The following is an 18,279-nucleotide window of genomic DNA, read 5'->3' as shown; positions in this document are numbered from 1 at the left end:
GATGAGTGATGAGGTCAAGGAACCGCAAGGTACTGTCAACTCGAGGCCGGCGGCTGATTTGTCCGATGCCCCGGTAGAGCAAGCGGCGGCGCCAGCGGAGAGCGGCGGGCAGTACGATGCTGATAGCATCCGGGTTATGGAGGGCTTGGAGGCGGTCCGGAAGCGGCCGGCGATGTACATCGGCGACACGGGTCTGGCCGGACTTCACCATCTGGTCTATGAAGCGGTTGATAATGCGATCGATGAAGCGATGGCCGGGTACTGCAATCAGATCTCGGTCATCTTGGGGGCGGACGGCAGCTGCACCGTCGTGGACAACGGCCGCGGGATCCCTGTCGGCCCGATGAAGCATCAGGACCCGAAGATCAACGGCAAACCGGCGGTAGAGGTGTGTATGACCGTGCTCCACGCGGGGGGCAAGTTCGACCGCAGCAGCTACAAGGTTTCCGGGGGATTGCATGGCGTGGGGATCAGCGTGGTTAACGCTCTCTCGGAGTGGCTGCGCGTGCAGATTCGCCAGGCTGGTAAGATCCACGAGATGGCGTTCGCGCGGGGCAACACGGTGATGCCCCTCAAGGTGATCGGGGACGCGAGCGGAACGGGAACCCGGGTGCGGTTCAAGCCGGATGGGGAGATCTTCGAGGATTGTGAGTTCCGAAACGACACCCTCCGGGGTCGGCTGCGCGAGCTGGCGTACCTGAATGAGGGCGTTCGGATCGTACTCTCCGACGAGCGAACCGGGAAAGAGGAGACGTTCCACTTTGACGACGGGCTCCGGCAGTTCGTCGAGCACCTTAATGAAGGCAAGGAAGCCCTGCATCGCAAAGTGATTGCTCTGCATGCCGAGGACCCGGCGGCGCGCCTGGTGGCCGACATCGCTATGCAGTGGAACGATGGCTACAACGAGAACGTCTCATGCTTCGCCAATAACATCCGCAACATCGACGGCGGCACGCACCTATCGGGATTTCGGGCGGCCCTGACGCGCACGCTCAATGCCTATGCCAAGCGCGAAAACCTGATCAAGGGAAACCTCAATGCCACCGGGGAGGATTTCCGCGAGGGCCTCACCGCGATCATCTCGGTCAAGGTCCCGGAGCCGCAGTTTGAGGCCCAGACCAAGGTCCGGCTGATGAACCCCGAGGTCGAGAGCTTCGTCGAGAAAACGGTGAATGACCAGTTCGGGATCTTCCTGGAGGAAAACCCGGCGGATGCCAAGCGAATCGTGACCAAGGGCATCCAGGCCGCCACGGCTCGGGAGGCGGCGCGCAAGGCCCGCGATCTGACCCGCAAGAGCGCCCTCAGCTCTGGAGGAATGCCCAGCAAGCTCTGGGACTGCAGCTCGCGCGACGCGGACGCCACCGAGATGTTCATCGTCGAGGGGCAGAGCGCCGGCGGCAGCGCCAAGGGCGGCCGGGACTCCAAGTTCCAGGCCATTCTGCCGCTCAAGGGTAAGATCCTCAATGTCGAGAAAGCCCGAATCGACAAGATGCTGAGCCATGAGGAGATCCAGACACTGATCGTCGCCCTCGGCTGCGGGATCGGTGTGGATGAGTTCGACATCAGCAAGCGGCGCTACGGGAAGATCATCATCATGTGCGACGCCGACGTCGATGGCAGCCACATCCGCACGCTGCTGCTGACTTTCTTCTTCCGGCACATGCGACCCCTCATCGAGGGCGGCCACCTCTACGTCGCCCAGCCGCCCCTGTACTTGATGAAAAAGGGACGCAAGGTTGAGTATGTGCTCAACGACGCAGTACTCAACGCAAAGCTGCTGGAGTGGGGCCTCGACGGCACGTCATTGGTGGTCAAGGGCGATGGGCAGCGCGAGGTCACAGCTGCCGAGCTGGGCAGACTGTGCAAGCTGCTCGGCCGAATCGCGGAGAAGGCTCGAATCCTCCGTCGGCGCAACATCGAGCTGCGTGACCTGCTGACGCGCCACCTCGATGAGAACGGCCGACTGCCGTCGTATCGGGCTACGGTCTATCGGCCGAACGAGCCGGAGCCGACCGAGTACTTCGGCTACAGCGACGAGGAGTTTGAGGCCTTCTGCGAGGAGGAGCGCAGACGGCTGGGCGAGGTCGTCGTGGTCGAGACTGGCAGCGGCATCGGAACCGGAGGCAACGGTCACGGCACCGAGCACCGTATTCTCCGCTCGGATCTCAGTGAGTGCCAGGCCCTCGAGGAGATCCTCGGTGACCTGCGAGCGATGGGTTTCACCGTCGACGAGTACTTTCTGGAGCGGGTGGAGCAGGTGGACGGTACGCTACCCCCGGCGCGGTTCGTCCTCCAGCGCAGGGAAGACATGCCCATCGAACTCGAAAACCTCAGCCAACTGGTCAAGGCCGTGCTCGACATGGGAAGCCGCGGCGTCGAACTGAAGCGCTTTAAGGGCTTGGGCGAGATGAACTCCGACGAACTGGCCGAAACCACCATGATCCCCGAACGCCGAAGCATGCTGAAGGTGGTCGTCTCCAACGAGTCCGACGACCCGGAACTCTATGACCTGGACGCCCGGGAGGCGGACCGAATCTTCTCCATCCTCATGGGCGACAACGTGGACGCCCGCCGGGAGTTCATCGAGACCAACGCCCTCCAAGTCAAGAACCTGGATATCTGACCAAGCAGCGGAACGGCAACCGGTGGGCAGATTTACCCGCGCGTGGGAGAGGCTTCCGGGCACTATTCCCCAACTACGGACCGCAGGGACTCTCCCCAGGCTCGCGTTTCCCGCCATAAACCCGTGCCATATAACAATTTAATCGATTTAACAACATTATCGCCCCGGCTGGTACGGCACGTGCAATGATGGGGACCAGTAGGAGGCGAGAAGCTTCTGCGACGGACAGCTTCGCGGAAGGTTGTGGGCTGGTGAGGACTCGCTGGGGAGATGAGGTCTCGCCGTTCCCGGCTGGTCCGTGAAGCTGTCATTGGCTTCAACCGGTGAGGGTCGCAAGTTTGGGGAGAACTTGCGGCCCTCGCTCGTTTTGAAGGGGTCCGGACCCATTAGCGGGTCGCTGCGGCGGGCTCGGTAACGCCGGCCATCAAACGCATGATGGCCTCCTGGGTGGCTTGGCCGCGGGTAAGCTCGCCCATCCGTCGGCCAGCCCGCAGAACCACGATTCGCGTGCTCAGGTTCAGAATCTCCGGCAGTTCCGAAGAGATCAGGAGAATCGCCGCCCCATCGCGGGCGAGTTCATCGATGAGGGCGTGGATCTCCGCTTTGGCCCCGACGTCAACACCGCGCGTAGGCTCGTCGATGAGCAGGATGCCACACTCGCTGGCCAGCCACTTGGCCATGGCGATCTTCTGTTGGTTGCCCCCGGACAACGAGGACACGGCGGTGTCCATATGCGGGGTCCGCACCCGTAGTCGGTCGAAGTACTTGCGCGTGAGGAGACGCTCAGAGTTCGCCCTCACCACGCCCAACCGGCTCAACCGATCGAGGATCGGCAGGCTCAGGTTCGCCCGCCCGCCCATACTCAGCACCAAACCCTGGGTTTTGCGATCTTCAGGCAGGTAGCCGATTCCGAGGGCCATCGCTTGGCGAGGCGAGCGAACCACGCGTTTCCGACCGTCGATGAAGATGTTTCCACTCGACTTGGAGTCCAGCCCAAAGATGGCCTGGGCAATCTCGCTGCGTCCCGCGCCGACCAGACCGGCCAAGCCGACAACCTCTCCGGACCGCACACTGAAGGAGATACCCCCGAACTTGCCGGGCGAGGTGAGGTTCTCAACCCGAAGTCGCTCGGTGCCGGGTGAAGCCGCGAGGTGCTCGGGGAAGTAGTCCTTCACCGGTCGCCCGATCATCAGCTGCACGATTCGCTCCATGGTCATGCCGGCCACCGGTGCGGTTTCGATGTGCTGCCCGTCACGCAGCACGGTTACCGCGTCACACAGCCGGAAGATCTCCTCCAGACGGTGGGACACGTAGATCAGGGTGGCTCCGCGCCGCTTGAGGCGGTCGACCAGTTGGAAGAGGCGCTCAACCTCGGCGGTCGCCAACGAGCTGGTGGGCTCGTCCATCACGATGATGCGGGCCCCTGTGCCTACAGCCGCCGCGATCTGGACTATCTGTTCCTGGCCGGTGGAGAGGGAGGCGATGGGCAGATCGACGTCGATGTCGGCCCCAATTTCGGCGAGCATGGTCCGGGCGCGGCGGCGCATTGCCGAGTGGTTGAGCAGCCCGAACCGGGTGGGGAGATTGCCGAGGCAGAGATTCTCCGCGACGGTCAGGTTCGGACAGAAGCACAGCTCCTGGTGGACCATGCCGACGCCGGCCCGGACGGCGTCCAGGGGCGACGCGAAGCGCACCGGTTTCTCGTCGAGGTACAGCCCGCCTTCGTTGGGGAGATGAATCCCGGCGACAATCTTGCCCAGGGTAGACTTGCCTGCCCCGTTCTCACCGAGGAGAGCGTGGCAGTGCCCGGCTTGGATCTGGAAGCTCACCTGCCGGAGGGCGGTGACCCCGGCAAAGAACTTGGAGATGCCGTCGAACCGGAGGATCGGGACGCTAGCGGCGTTTTGAACCGGGGGCATGTGTGTCCTTCCAACTCCACCACTTGAGCAGCCTGGGCTCGTGTCGGTCGTGACTGGCAAAGTAGACCGCACACCGGAAGACGTAGAGCACGCAGCGATCGATGGGCGCACCCCGCAGCCGACCGAGGCGGCGGTACATCTCCTCGGGATCCTGCCCGCGAAGATCGCGCACTCGTCCGTATCCGAGCTGAATGAGGTCCTCGGCCATGCGCGGGCCGACGCCTGGGATCGTCCGTAAGTCGTGCATCCACCGGACATGGTAGCGCGAACGGCAGGCTTGTACAAGCACTGCCGGTTGCGGTACGCTGGTGGTCACTTACCTTGGAATGGCAGTACCCGGCCCAATGCGGCCCGACGCTTCGGAGGCCGTGGCCGCAGGTCGGATCTCCGCCGCCGGTTTGTCCTTCAGGTCAGGGAGCGGTAATCATTGTGGCCATGGAAACGCACCAACAAGAAGGGAATGCCAGTTACGTTTTCCTTCTGGTCCTCGTGGCGGCCATGGGTGGCCTGCTGTTCGGATATGATACGGCCGTCATCTCAGGTGCGATCGGCTTCCTGCAGCAGCACTTCGAACTGGATGAGCTGCAGAAGGGGTGGGCGGCGTCCTGCGCTTTGGTGGGCTGCATTCTGGGGGCGGCTGGCGCCGGCGTGCTGAGCGATTGGGCGGGTCGCAAGAAAGTGATGCTCCTGGCCGCAGGACTGTTTTCGGTTTCAGCCGTCGGGGCGGCGATCCCGGTTGACCTGACGACCTTCGTGGTGGCACGGGTGTTGGGCGGCATCGGCATCGGCGTCGCTTCGATGACCTCGCCTCTCTATATCGCGGAGATCTCCCCGGCTGGAGCTCGCGGCCGGCTGGTTTCAGTGAACCAGTTCGCGATCATCTCCGGCATGCTCGTGGTGTATCTCGTGAATACGCTGATCGCCCGGAGCGGAAATGAGCACTGGAACATCGCCCAGGGCTGGCGGTGGATGTTTGCGTCCGGTCTGGCACCGGCGGTGGTCTTTGGCCTGCTGGTGCTGTTCATTCCCGAGAGCCCGCGCTGGCTCACCAAACGAGGCCGGTCGGACGAGGCCTTGGTGGTGCTAACCCGCGTGGGCGGTATGGATCGTGCCCGTGCGGAGTTGGCCGAGATCAAGGATGCGATTGCCCATGAGGGCAGCGCCGTCGCCCTTCTGTTTCGCCCGGAGGTTCGAGCTCCACTGGTGATTGGGGTCGTCCTGGCGGTGCTTCAACAGGTCACCGGCATCAATGTCGTGCTCTACTATGCGCCGGAGATCTTCAAGAGCGCCGGCATGGAGACGTCGACGGCCCTGAATAACACGGTGATTGTCGGCGTCGTCAACCTGGTGTTCACGGTGGTGGCTATCTGGGTCGTGGACCGGGTGGGGCGCCGGCCGCTGCTGCTGGCAACTTCGATCGGCATGGGAGTGTCTCTCACCTTGCTCGGCGGGGCGTTTGTTCTTGGCCGGCTCGGAGGCCCGGGGGTCCTGGTCTTCGTGCTGGGCTACGTGGCCTCCTTTGCGGTGGCGATGGGGCCGGTGGTCTGGGTGGTGATGTCCGAGATCTTCCCGACCCGAATTCGCGGCGTGGCGATGTCCATCGCGACCGTGTGCCTGTGGGTGTCGTGCTTCGCAGTGTCGCAGTTCTTCCCGCTCATGCTTGCGTGGCTGGCGGGGTATGTGTTCTTCGTGTACGCAGCCATGTGCGCCGTGGCTTTCATGTTCGTACTGCTGTACGTTCCAGAGACGAAAGGCAAGTCGCTGGAGCAGATTGAACGCGGCTGGGTGCCTCGGTCGGGGTCTGAGGTGACCGTGGAATGACCGCCCTGTCGGCAAACCAGTTGGATCGCCAGCGGTTCCTGCAGGCGCTCGAGCAGCTGGGCCCGCACGAGCATCTCTGTCTGATCTACGAGACGCAGGAGGAGCAGTTCGGGGCGGCGATTCCGTTCATCCGCATGGGGATCGAGCGCCACGAGAAGTGCGTGTACATCGCCGATGAAAACAGCGCCGAGACCGTGCTGGCCGCGATGCGGGCCGACGGAATCGCGGTCGACGCGGCCACGCGGTCCGGCGCCTTGGTGCTGGCTACCCGCCAGGAGACATACCTCCGCGAAGGCGGCTTCGACCCCGACCGGATGATGGCCTTCCTGGCGGAGGCGACCCGAACCGCGTTGTCCGAGGGCTACACCGCCCTCCGCGTTACCGGGGAGATGACCTGGGTGCTGGCCGGCGATGTCGGTTCGGGCCGCCTGATCGAGTATGAGGCAAAACTGAACCGCCTCTTCCCCGTCGAGCCGTGCTTGGCCATCTGCCAGTACAACCGCTGGAAGTTCCCGGCAAATGTGATCGCGGGCGTCATTCGGACTCATCCGCTGGTAGTCTATCGCGAGACGGTGTGCCGCAACGCCTATTACATCCCCCCCGAGGAGTCCCCGGGCGAGCGGGGAACCGAGTGCGAAATCGAGCGGCTGTTGAACAGCATCCGCGATCGCGAAGCCGCGGAGATGGAATTGAGCCGTACCAGGCTCGAGCTCGAGGAAAGAGTGGCCCAGCGCACGGCGGAGCTGCGCGAGGCCAACCAGCAGCTGCGGCATGAAATCGTCAATCGCACCCAGGTCGAGTCCGCGCTCCGCGACAGCAACGAGTTGCTGGAGGCCATCTTCGCCCAGACCCACCAGGCCATCGCTTACCTTGATGTGGACCTGAAGCTGGTGCGGGTGAACGAGACATTCGCCGAGATTGGCGGACACGAACCGGACTCCTTCGTCGGCAGGAGTCTCTTCGATTTCTTTCCTGACCAACAGAGTGCCGAGCTGTTTCGCCGGGTCGCCGAGACGGGCGAACCCTACGCCGCCTCGGCTTCTCCGTATGTCTTTGCAGACCACCCCGAGCGGGGTACCACCTACTGGGATTGGACGTTGACGCCGATCCGCAATCCCACCGGGAAGGTGGTGGGGCTGGTCCTCTGCGTACTGGATGTGACGGCCCACAAGCTCGCCGAACTCCACCTCGTGGATAAGGAGCGGGACGTGACCGCCCTGGTCAGCGCCCCGACGGATGTGGCCATGCTGCTGGACGCCCGCGGCACCATCCTCGAGGCCAACGAGACCATCTGCCGGCGGCTGGGGCTGGAACGAGGCAAGGTCGTCGGCGCCTGCTTGTGGAACCTGGTCGCCGCCCCGATGGCCGCCGACTGGGCTAGGTGGGTGGAGGAGGTATGTAGATCTGGACGACCGGTTCGGTTTGAGGACGACCGTCAGGGCATATGGTACGACAATGTCCTGTGGCCGATCCGCGAGCCTTCCGGGCAGGTCGTGCGGGTGGCGCTGCTGGGCCGCGATATCACCGAGCGACGACGGGTGGAAATGGAGATCCGGCGGCTGTCGAGCTTCCCGCAAGAGGACCCCTCTCCGGTGATGGAACTGGGACCTGCCGGGGACATCACCTATCAGAATCCGGCCTGCGGGAGATACCTGGTGCATCTGGGGCTGCCGCTCGACCAGCCCGAGCTGCTGCTGCCGACCGGCTTCCGCGACTTCGTCCGGCAGTGTCTTGGCGAGCACCGCGATGTCGTGGTGCGAGAGCAGACGGTGAAAGACGTCACCCTGAGCTGGTCATTCCACCCCTTGGTGGGCCACGATCTGGTTCACGCCCATGGACAGGATGTAACCGACCGCAAACTGGCGGAGCGGACGCTCAGCAAGGCGCGCGACGAGCTCGAACGGCGCGTTCTGGCCCGAACCGCGGATCTGGAGGAAGCCAACCGTTTGCTGCGGATGGAGATCGCCGAGCGCCGCAAGGTCGAGGAGGCCCTGGAGGAAAGCCAGGAACGCTACCAGGTCATGCTGGCTTCGGTCAGCTCCTATCGGTACGCGGTCGATACGCGCGACGGTGTGGCGATCCGGACCGAGCACGGGGCGGGCTGCGCGGCCGTCACCGGCTACACCCCCGGAGACTATGCCCGCGACCCGCATCTGTGGTTCACCATGGTCCATCCCGAGGATCGCCCCGCGGTCCGCGACCACATCAATCGACTGCTGAGCGGGGAAGACGTCCCGCCTATCGAGCACCGGATCATCCACCGCGGAGGATCCGTGCGCTGGATCCGCGACACCATGGTGCCCCACCGCGACACCGAGGGACGGATGGTCCACTACGACGGAATCGTCGAGGACATCACTGAACGCAAACAAGTCGAGCAGGAGCGGGAGGCGACGCTCTCGCTGCTGGAAGCCACGCTGGAGTCCACCGGGGACGGTATTCTGGTCGTCGATCCGAACGGCCGGATCCGGCTGGCCAACAAGAGGTTTCTGGTTCTCTGGGGAATCAGCGCCGGATCACCACCAGCCCAGAACCTCGCCGCTTTCCTCGAACATGCCGGGCAGGAAGTCAGCGACCCCGGCGCGTTCCTGGCCCGGATGAGCGAGGTGAACGAGCGCTCGGCCCAGGACAATCGCGGGGCGGTGGAAACCGTCGACGGGCGGGTCTTCGAGTGCTCCTGCCTCCCCCAGTACATCGGCCGGCGGCGGGCCGGGTGGGTCTGGAGCTTCCGCGATGTCACCGACCGAACCCGGGCCGAGCGGGAAGTGGCCCGCCATCGGGCCAATCTGGAAGAGCTCGTCGAGAAGCGAACGATGGAGCTCGAAACCTCCCGAGAGCAGCTTGTGCGGGCGGAGCAGCTGGCGTCGATCGGCACCCTGGCCGCGGGAATCGCCCACGAGATCAACAACCCGGTGGGTATGATGCTGCTGGCGGCCCAGGCGGCAATGCGCTATCGCAGCCACCCCCGCGGACCGGAGCTCATCGAGCAGTCGCTGAACCGCATCGTGAGCAACGCCCGGCGGTGCGGACAGATCGTGCGCGGCGTCCTCCAGTTCGCCCGGCAGGAGCCGACCGAGAAGTGGTCCGCCAGCCTCAATTTGGCGGTCACCGCAGCGTGCCAGGCGGTGTCGGGTTACGCCCGGGATCGCGACACGGCCCTGGAGACCGACTTGGCCGCGGATCTGCCCAACGCGATCATCAATCCCATGCAGATCGAGCAGGTCGTGGTGAACCTGGTGAAGAACGCCGTCGAGGCGGCAGAGGCGGGCGGGCGGGTCAGCATCCGAACCGCCCGCGGATCGCTCGGCGCTCGATTGGTCGTGCAGGATTGGGGTCGGGGCATGACCGACGACCAACTCAAGCACCTCTTCGATCCCTTCTACACGACGCGCCAACACCGCGGCGGGACCGGTTTGGGCTTGAGTATCGTGCACGGTATCATCACCGAGCACGGCGGGTTGATCGCGGTGGATAGCCGACCGGGTCGCGGCACGACGTTCACCATCGATCTGCCCTGCGCGGCGGTCGTGTAGACGGAGGTTGCCCGTGGCGAAAGTCCTGATCGTTGACGATGAACGCGATTACCGTGAGCAACTGGAAATCATCCTCTCACATGCGGGCTACGAAACCCGCAGCGCCGGCAACGGACGCGACGCGATCGATATCGGCGCCCGATTCCGCCCCGATGTGCTGGTCGCCGATTGGATGCTGAAAGACGCCATTCACGGATTGCACGTGTCCGCGGCCCTACGCGTGGTCTGGGCAAGCCTGCGGACCATCTTGATCACCGGCTTCGCCTCGAACGATCTGCGGTCGGAAGCGAACCAGGCCGGCTTGTACGGCTTCGTGGAGAAACCCTTCGAGCTGGACGAGATCGTTGACGCCGTCCGCCAGGCGGTCGAGGCTCCGGAGCGACCGGTCACCATTCCCCCCGTCGGCGTCCTGGAGGTCGATCCGGCCGGATCGATCGTCTACGCCAACCGGCGAGCCCGGGAGCTCTTCCTGGACATCGACGCAGGCGTCGAAGCGGCCAGTCTCGCGGCCGTGTTCGGCGAGCAGGGCGTGCCCAATCTCGACGCGGCCATCGAGCGCTGGGTCGTCGCATGCCCCCGGTCCAGGCGGCACCTCAACTGGCACCTCCGCTCCCAAAGCCCCCGCGGCCCCGGAACGCGGCTGGTGGTGATGCTCCTGCCCGAAGACCCCCATCACCTCGGCAACCAGCTGGTCCAGATCCTGCTCGAGATCAAGGGTGAGAGGCCGAAACGGTGGCCGTTCAAGGGCCGGGTGCTGGCGATCGACGACGACCGCTTGATCCGGCAGCTTCTCCATTCCGTGCTCGAAGCCGCGGGCGCCGGGGGATATGTGGCCGAGACCGGGGCCGAAGCCATCCGCCTCCTGGAAACCGACCAGGGCATTCGCTATGTGGTGATCGACTACGAGATGCCAGGCGTCGACCTGCCCGGACTCGTGCAGAAGATGAAGAGTATCCGGCCCGATCTGGAGCTGATCGGAAGCAGTGCGACCGAGCGGCGGGCCGAGTTCCATGCGCTGGGCATCGATCGGTTCATCTTCAAACCCTGGCGGCTCGGAGACCTGGTCGCCGTCCTGGAGCCGTAGGACCCGAGGGGAGACGACATGGCCGAGTGGTGGACACGGTATCTGCAACGTCATCAGCATGTGGCATCGCGGATTCTGCACGCGATCGGCATTCCCACGACCCTCGCCGCCCTGGTCCTGGCCGGTGTGCAGCTCGCCCAGTGGCGCTGGGACCTGTGGTGGCGACCGGCCACCCTGCTCGGGCTGGGCTATCTGCTACAGTACGTCGGCCATCTGATCGAAGGCAACGACATGGGTGAGGTCGTGCTGCTCAAGAAGTGGCTCGGCAAGCCCTACGTGGCCGTGTCGCCGCGCTTCCAGGGCCGGCCGGGTTTCACTCCTCAATCCACCCCCAGATCCTGAAGAAATCCTTCACGTTCCAGCCCGGGCCGGAGAGCTTGCGCGGATCCATCGAGACCTCCGCCGCATGGAAGTCGAGAAAGCCGACATTGAAACGGTTCTTGCGACCGTGCCAGCCCCTCCCCTGCGACGCCGCCCGTCCCGCAGGCCACGGCAGGGTGCGCGGATCACCCAGTAGAAAATGGAGGTTCCCCTCCTCGTACATCACGATCGTGGCCGGGTGAGACCGTGATTTCTGGCTCTTGCGGGCGAACTCCCCGTGGGTGTTCATGTAGTAGCTGTTGCCGCATATGTGGTAGATGCTCCGCCCCATGGTCAACTCGTAGAGCGGCGTCCCCTTGTCCGAGGGGCATTCGAACACGCCGACCCGGTCCTCGGAGGGAACGCCGGCGTACATGAACTTGCTCAGCGGGCGGTTGTACCATTCGACCTGCGGGAAATGCAGCGAGCCGCGCCGTCCGCCCCAGATGCAGTTCCCCTCGATGTAGCGGTAGGTCTGGCGGTTGTCCGTGAACGCGAAGATCTTATCGGCCGGACCGATGGGATACCAGTCGCGGTTCTGGCTCATGTACATCCCGGTGGCCGAACCGATCTGCTGGAGATGCGAAAGGCAGACCACCGTCCGGCTCTGCTCGCGGGCCCGTGTCAGCGCGGGAATCAGGATGGCAATGAGCAGCGCGATGACGGAAACCACGACCAGGATCTCAATGAGCGTGAAGCCTCGATGCGGGTGCCGCTGGCGATGAGTTGTCCCGGGCATGCCTCACCTGCTTCCGTTAGCCCACTGCCTTCCGCTGCTTGGGCACCAGGGCCGACGAATGACCGGGAAAACTCTTGCTCGCCGGGTCAATGAAGGCCTTCGCGTGGTTCACCGCCGTCGCCGCCTCGCCGAAGCCGGTGACGATGAGCTTGAGCTTGCCCGGATAGCTGGCCACGTCGCCGGCCGCGAACACTCCGGCCATGCTGGTCTCCATCCGGCTGGTCACCACGATGCCGCTCTTGTCGAGATTCAGACCCCATTCGCGAATCGGCCCGAGCGAGGTGCTGAACCCGATGCTGATCAGTATTTCGTCAACTTCTAAAAACCTCTCCTCGCGGGTCCGGTTGTCGTAGATCGTGGCGGCCTCGACACGGTCCCGGCCGTGTACGGCCTTGAGTTCGTGAAACGTCAGCAGACGGACCGGCGATGCCCGCAGCTTGGCGACACTGTCCTCGTGGGCCCTGAAATCGGCCGCCCGGTGAATGGTGGTGATGTCCTGGGTCACGCGCAGCAGGTTCAAGGACCAGTCCACCGCCGAATCCCCCCCGCCGATGATCAGAACCCGCCGGCCACGCCAGTCGGCCAGGTCCCGTACGAAGTAGCTCACTCCCTTGCCCTCGTATCCGTCGAGATCGAAGCCAGGCAGCCGCTTCGGCGTGAACGCCCCGGCACCCGCGGCAATCACCACGCTGCGGCTCGGGTAACCATCGCGATCCGTGTCCAGCCGCAGAAGGCCAGGCTCTCCGTGGGTCAGGCGGAGAACCTGCTCCCCCAGCACGACCGTGGGCCCGTAAGCGGTCATCTGGCGAATGAGCTCCTCCACCAGCGTCTTCGCGAGGATGGCCGGGAAACCAGCCACATCATAGATGATCTTGTCCGGGTACAGGGTGGTCAACTGCCCCCCAAGCAGCTCCAGGCTGTCGATGATCCGCACCCGCATGCCGCGGAGCCCCGCGTAGAAGGCGGCAAAAAGACCCGTCGGCCCCCCGCCCACAATGGTGACGTCAAAAACCTCGCCTGAACCTGCCGACATGGGCCCGCCCGCGTGGAACCAAGACGCCCGGCCCCGGACGACATATCCGGGCGTCCGAGCCATCCCGGTATTCTAAGGGTCGGCGGCCGGGGAATCGACCCGCCCGTTAGCCTCTTAGTGTTATTTAGATTCTTAAAGATCTATATGCGGCGAGGGAGGGCCCGCGCCCCCCACCGTCTTTTCCCCCCTTCTTCACTGTTTCACGTGAAACAAACCAGCACACCGGCCCCGGGAACGGCCCATCCGAGGACAAACCCACGCCAAACGCCCTCGCCGACGCCTTACCCCGGGAATCAGGTTGCCCTCGTCTTCCATGTGAAACCAGCAGATTCTGTCTTGATCGACCGATCTCGCTCAGTTAGGATCCCAAACTGGTCGCTACGAATACGCTTGTTGAAGAGAACCGCACCTGTCCCGGAGACCTGAGAATGCCCCATCACCCACCCCCTCGACGCCTCGGACGCGGCCTAAGCGCCTTGCTCTCCATCACCGATGTGACCGGACAGGAAACGCCTGCTCCAAGCCCCGCCCAACCTGCGGACCCGACCACAGCCTCCTCCAACCCTCTCATGATCAAGGTCAATCAGCTACGCCCCAATCCGCGCCAGCCCCGCCAGGAACTGCCTGCCGAGCATCTCCAGGCCTTGGCCGGCTCGATCGCCAAAACAGGCGTGATCCAGCCTATCGCCGTCCGCCCCGCCGCCCCGGGAACCTACGAGATCATCGCCGGTGAACGCCGCTGGCGGGCAGCCCAGATGGCCGGCTTGACCGAAATCCCCGCCATCATCCGCGAGGCCACCGATGAACAAATGCTCGAAATGGCCCTCGTCGAGAACATCTACCGCGAAGACCTCAACGCCATCGATCGGGCATTGGCCTACAAACGCTATTGCGATGAGTTCAAGATCCCCTCCGAGGAGGTGGCCAAACGCCTCGGCGAAGACCGGTCCACAGTAGCCAACTACCTCCGCTTGCTTGAGTTGCCATCCGAAGTTAAACGAATGGTGATCGATGGCCAACTGGCGATGGGACACGCCCGATGCCTCCTTGCCTTGCGAACACCGGCGGATGTCATCAGGGTGGCTCTACAGTGCCGCGCGGAGGGATTATCGGTCCGGGCCGTCGAGAAGATCGTCCAGGACAAACTGACCGCCCGGTCCGCCGCGACCAGTCACCGGGGATCGGCCACCGCCGAGAAACGCCCCTTGATTCGTGAACTGGAGGAAGCTTTCATCCGCGCTCTCGGAACCAAGGTCGAAATCAACGAGTCGCGCCGCAAGGGCAAAGGGAAACTGATCATTCACTATCGCACGCTCGAAGATTTCGACCGGATTTGCGAACGGCTGCGGATCCCGACCGGGGAGATGTAGCTGAGGCACGAGAACCCTCTTAAAAGATCTTAAAGGAGCTTTTCGGGCGATGGGCAGCGGGAGACGGTGGAATCGTCGCGAGGTGCTGAGATTCGGTGGGGCGGTCGTGGCCGCGGCGGCGGCGAAACGGCGTACCGAGGCCAGGGGGGCGGCGACCCTGCCCGCGGGCGAGCGCATCACCGTGGGAGTCATCGGCGTCGGCGGGCGGGGGAGCAGCCACCTCGAGGCATTACGGGTCCGGGGCGACGTGGCCGTCCTCGCGGTGGCCGACGTCGACCGGGGGCGACGTGAGGCCGCGGCAGCCAGGGTGGCAGGGGGGTGCGCCAGCTACAACGACTACCGCGAGTTGCTCATCCGGCCAGATATCGATGCAGTGGTAATTGCCACCCCTGACCATTGGCACGCCCTGAACGCGATCGACGCGTGCGAGGCGGGCAAGGATGTCTACTGCGAGAAGCCGCTGTCGCTGACCATCAGGGAAGGGCGGGCAATGGTCAAGGCGGCGCGGCGGACGGCGGCCGTGTTCCAGGTCGGCTCCCAGCAGCGCTCCGACCGCCGGTTCCGCCGGGCATGTGAGCTCGTGCTCAGCGGTCGGATCGGAAAACTCGAGCGGATTGTGACTCGAATCGGCGAAGGTCCCGTCGGGCGGTGGTCTCCCAGGATGGACCCGCCACCTGGGCTGGACTGGAACTTCTTCGTCGGCCCGGCCCCGTGGGCCGACTATACCCCGAACCGATGCTTCGATTCGTTCCGGTGGTTCTATGACTATGCGGGCGGTATGGTCACCGACTGGGGCGCTCACCACAACGATATCGCCCAGTGGGGCAACGGAACCTCATTCACCGGGCCGGTCAAGGTCGAACCCATCTCGGTCGAATTTCCGGCCAAGGGACCCTACGAAACGGCCATGCGCTTCGAAACCAGGGCCACCTACGCCAATGGCGTGGTGTTGACCACAACCAGCACCGGCAACGACGTCGAATTCCATGGCACCGACGGCTGGGTCAAGGTCAATCGCGATCGACTGGAGACCAGCCGCCCGGAAATGGCCAAGGACCCGCCGGGAATGGGCGATGTGCGGCTGTATGAAAGCCCCGGCCACCTGACGGATTGGATCCAGTGCATCCGCATCCGCAGTCGCCCGCTCTGCGACGTCGAGATCGGCCACCGCTCCGTGACGGCTTGCCATTTGGCCAACATCGCCCTGCGTAACGGGCGAGCGGTGCAGTGGGATCCGGAGAGGGAAGAGATCATCAATGATCCGGGATTGAGTCGATGGCTGAGCCGACCGTATCGGGCTCCGTGGCGTTTGGGCTGAACCTGTGGGCAAGGAGATCACCCCCATGAGCGAGAATGCGCTGGCACCCTCCAGCACGAGCACGCGGCCCGCACAGAACGCCGCGGATGCCCGCGCCCCAGAGGCACTCCAGCCGGACGATCCGCGGATCGCGGCACTGGGTGCCGACGACCCCGCAGCCATTCGAGGTGCCTTTAAGAGTCTTGTAGAGGCAGGAACAGCATCCGTGGCCGCGTTGGTGCCGGTGATGGACAGGGAGACCGGCGACCTGGGCAGAAACGCCCGAGAGGCGCTGCTCCAGATCGCGGCTCGGGCATGGGCCGACGGACACCAGAGGCAAGTGTCCCTGGCCCTCGTGGAACAGATGCAGCCCGGCTATTCGGTCGAGACGCGGCGGTGGATCTGCCGGATGCTGGCCGTGGTGGGGAACGCCGAGTGTGTCGATCCACTGTATCGCTGGCTGGCCGACGAGCAGATCGGCGAGGACGTGCGGCGAACCCTGATCGCCATCCCGTCTCGGAACACGCTTGAGGCCCTGGTGGGGGGGCTGCAGCTCGTCGTCGGCGATCGGCTTCTGGCGATCCTCGATGCCCTCGGCGAGAAGGCCGAGCGGGACGTCCTTCCTGTTCTGCGTGTGGGGGCCGAGAACGGGGAGGATCCCATCCGCACCAGGGCCCGAGACGCTCTGGCCCGAATCGCCGATCCGGCCGCCTTGGCGACAATCCAGAAGGCGTTCGAGGCCAGGGAGCCAAACGCAGCCCGGGCACTCCTCACCGCAGCCGAGACCCTGGCCGACAGCGGGGTCGAGGCGGATGCCCTCGCCGCCTTCCGCAGAATGGGTTCGTTTGGCGCCGCAACCGCCATCGACTACTGCCGCGCCCTGCATGGCCTGGGACGTCTTGGGGGGGCAGAAGATGCCAGAATCGTGCTCGAAAACCTGGCCAACGCTGCCCGCTGGGGCAAATTCGAGTCCCGGATCCAGGTGGCCTCGTGTGACGCTTTGGCGTCTATGCCCGGCCAGGGGGTGACCGAGACCATCACCGAGGCCGCCGCCAGACTCGACGGGCAGCTGAAGCAGGCTCTGCAGCGCGTCCTCGCCCGGCGGCAGGCAGGCCCGGATACTGGGTCCCTTCGAGAAACGGGGACTACAATACCGGCAAGCAAGCCCGCGTCTTCTTAGAGACGGTTTTCCGTCTAGCGGGCGCACTCAGGCAACGACGGCGCTCCCATCAGGAGAATGACCATGAACCGCAGGACCTTCCTCCAGTCGGCCGCAGCATCCGCCGCCGCGCTCGCCGCCGGACAGGCGGAGAGCATGGAAACCGCCCCCGCCGACGAGGCCCCCTCGGGCAACGCCCCGACGCTCCCCCGACGGGAGTATGGCCAAACCGGCATCAAGCTGTCGGTGGTGGGCTTCGGCGGCCTGGTCGTCTCGAGCATGGAACAGAAGCACGCCAACCGACTGGTGGCCGAGGCCGTGGAACGTGGGGTCAACTACTTCGACGTGGCCCCAACCTACGGCAACGCGGAGGAGGTGCTCGGCCCGGCCCTTGAACCACACCGCAAGAAGGTCTTCCTCGCCTGCAAGACCACGCAGCGCGGCCGCGACGGGGCGGCCGCGGAACTCGATCGATCGCTGAAACGGATGCGGACCGACCATTTTGACCTGTACCAGCTGCACGCGATCACCGACGTCGCCAAGGACGTGGACGCGGCCTTCGCCAAGGGCGGGGCGATGGAGGTCTTCAGCGAAGCGAGAAAATCTGGTCGGCTTCGGCATTTGGGCTTCTCCGCCCACTCGATCGCGGCGGCGGTGGCGGCCATGGACCGCTACGACTTCGATTCCGTCCTGTTTCCGGTCAACTTCGCCAGCTTCCTGAAGAACGACTGGGGGCCCAAGATCCTTCAGAAGGCCCAGGCCAAAGGTGTCGCCAGGCTGGCCCTCAAGGCCCTGGCTCGTCAGAAGTGGCCCAAGGACGCCCCCGATCGTTCCAGGTACAGCCGATGCTGGTATCAACCTCTCACCGATCACCGCGAGGCGGAACTGGGCCTGCGGTTCACGTTGAGCCAGCCGGTCACGTCGGCCGTCTCAGCCGGCGAGGAAGTGCTCCTCAAAATGATGATCGAGCTGGCCATGAACTTCCGGCCGATCGGTGGGGGGGAGGAGGCTGAACTCAGGACCTTGGCGGCGAAACTGACGCCGGTGTTTCCCTCCACTTAGCCCGGGGCCGCGCTGCCCACCCCGGGGAACCGGAGCAGCCATCATTCATCAACCCTGTAGGAGCTTGATACTTCTACTAACAAGTCATGGGAGGTGGAGCATAATGGTTCCATGTCCACACCCCTTTCCGTTCCCGGTAAGATGCGCTGCCCGCTCTGCGGCTACAGCCTCCTGGGCCTGCCCCCGGTCCACACCTGCCCGGAGTGAGGCTTTGCGTACGACCCTCACTGCATGGTGTGGCGTCTGGGTAGACGACGGTGGCATGCGGCGATCATCATC

The 18,279-nt window shown here is 64.5% G+C and carries 13 protein-coding genes; 9 read left to right on the top strand and 4 right to left on the bottom strand.

What is annotated here, in order from left to right; all coding sequences use genetic code 11:
- Position 1: 1 nt before the first annotated feature.
- Positions 2–2,623, top strand: a complete 2,622-nt coding sequence (gene gyrB / locus KA354_06705; protein MBP7934322.1) for a DNA topoisomerase (ATP-hydrolyzing) subunit B — start codon at positions 2–4, stop codon at positions 2,621–2,623.
- A gap of 386 nt (positions 2,624–3,009) precedes the next feature.
- On the opposite strand, the gene KA354_06700 is transcribed toward gyrB, so the two are convergent.
- Positions 3,010–4,542, bottom strand: a complete 1,533-nt coding sequence (locus KA354_06700) for a sugar ABC transporter ATP-binding protein (GenBank protein MBP7934321.1) — start codon at positions 4,540–4,542, stop codon at positions 3,010–3,012.
- The gene (locus tag KA354_06695; GenBank protein ID MBP7934320.1) at positions 4,517–4,789 is read right to left on the bottom strand and encodes a helix-hairpin-helix domain-containing protein; all 273 of its coding nucleotides are present in this window, start codon (positions 4,787–4,789) and stop codon (positions 4,517–4,519) included. Before KA354_06695 ends, KA354_06700 begins: the two co-directional genes overlap by 26 nt.
- Before the next feature lie 188 nt (positions 4,790–4,977).
- Here KA354_06695 and KA354_06690 point away from each other — a divergent pair, with 188 nt between their 5' ends.
- Genes KA354_06690 through KA354_06675 form a run of 4 tightly spaced genes read left to right on the top strand, consistent with a single transcriptional unit; the run spans position 4,978 to position 11,322 of the window.
- Positions 4,978–6,363 (top strand): sugar porter family MFS transporter, encoded by a 1,386-nt coding sequence (locus KA354_06690; protein MBP7934319.1) that lies wholly within the window; start codon positions 4,978–4,980, stop codon positions 6,361–6,363.
- The gene (locus tag KA354_06685; protein MBP7934318.1) at positions 6,360–9,896 is read left to right on the top strand and encodes a PAS domain S-box protein; all 3,537 of its coding nucleotides are present in this window, start codon (positions 6,360–6,362) and stop codon (positions 9,894–9,896) included. The genes KA354_06690 and KA354_06685 overlap by 4 nt, the downstream gene beginning before the upstream one ends.
- A gap of 13 nt (positions 9,897–9,909) precedes the next feature.
- Positions 9,910–10,980, top strand: a complete 1,071-nt coding sequence (locus KA354_06680) for a response regulator (protein ID MBP7934317.1) — start codon at positions 9,910–9,912, stop codon at positions 10,978–10,980.
- 18 nt (positions 10,981–10,998) lie between these two features.
- Positions 10,999–11,322, top strand: a complete 324-nt coding sequence (locus KA354_06675; GenBank protein ID MBP7934316.1) for a DUF962 domain-containing protein — start codon at positions 10,999–11,001, stop codon at positions 11,320–11,322.
- On the opposite strand, the gene KA354_06670 is transcribed toward KA354_06675, so the two are convergent.
- Together KA354_06670 and KA354_06665 are read right to left on the bottom strand one after the other, a co-directional pair.
- The gene (locus tag KA354_06670; protein MBP7934315.1) at positions 11,294–12,079 is read right to left on the bottom strand and encodes a type II secretion system protein; all 786 of its coding nucleotides are present in this window, start codon (positions 12,077–12,079) and stop codon (positions 11,294–11,296) included. The genes KA354_06675 and KA354_06670 overlap by 29 nt on opposite strands.
- A gap of 16 nt (positions 12,080–12,095) precedes the next feature.
- The gene (locus tag KA354_06665) at positions 12,096–13,112 is read right to left on the bottom strand and encodes an NAD(P)/FAD-dependent oxidoreductase (GenBank protein ID MBP7934314.1); all 1,017 of its coding nucleotides are present in this window, start codon (positions 13,110–13,112) and stop codon (positions 12,096–12,098) included.
- Positions 13,113–13,540: 428 nt separating this feature from the next.
- Here KA354_06665 and KA354_06660 point away from each other — a divergent pair, with 428 nt between their 5' ends.
- The 4 genes from KA354_06660 (at position 13,541) to KA354_06645 (ending at position 18,000) form a co-directional block, all read left to right on the top strand.
- Entirely contained in the window at positions 13,541–14,482 is a 942-nt protein-coding gene (locus KA354_06660) for a ParB/RepB/Spo0J family partition protein (protein ID MBP7934313.1), read from the top strand.
- A gap of 49 nt (positions 14,483–14,531) precedes the next feature.
- Positions 14,532–15,800 carry a Gfo/Idh/MocA family oxidoreductase gene (locus KA354_06655; protein ID MBP7934312.1) on the top strand — a complete coding sequence of 423 codons (1,269 nt, stop codon included), beginning with the start codon at positions 14,532–14,534 and terminating at the stop codon, positions 15,798–15,800.
- A 25-nt stretch (positions 15,801–15,825) separates the two neighbouring features.
- Positions 15,826–16,959 carry a hypothetical protein gene (locus tag KA354_06650; GenBank protein ID MBP7934311.1) on the top strand — a complete coding sequence of 378 codons (1,134 nt, stop codon included), beginning with the start codon at positions 15,826–15,828 and terminating at the stop codon, positions 16,957–16,959.
- Between the two features lie 135 nt (positions 16,960–17,094).
- Positions 17,095–18,000: an aldo/keto reductase gene (locus tag KA354_06645; protein ID MBP7934310.1), complete on the top strand. Its 906-nt coding sequence runs from the start codon at positions 17,095–17,097 to the stop codon at positions 17,998–18,000.
- Positions 18,001–18,279: the final 279 nt, after the last annotated feature.

Source organism: Phycisphaerae bacterium (genome assembly GCA_018003015.1).
In the GTDB taxonomy this organism is placed as follows: Bacteria; Planctomycetota; Phycisphaerae; order UBA1845; family PWPN01; genus JAGNEZ01.
Note: the sequence above shows the minus strand (reverse complement) of the source record. Positions and strands in the feature narration are given on the sequence as shown.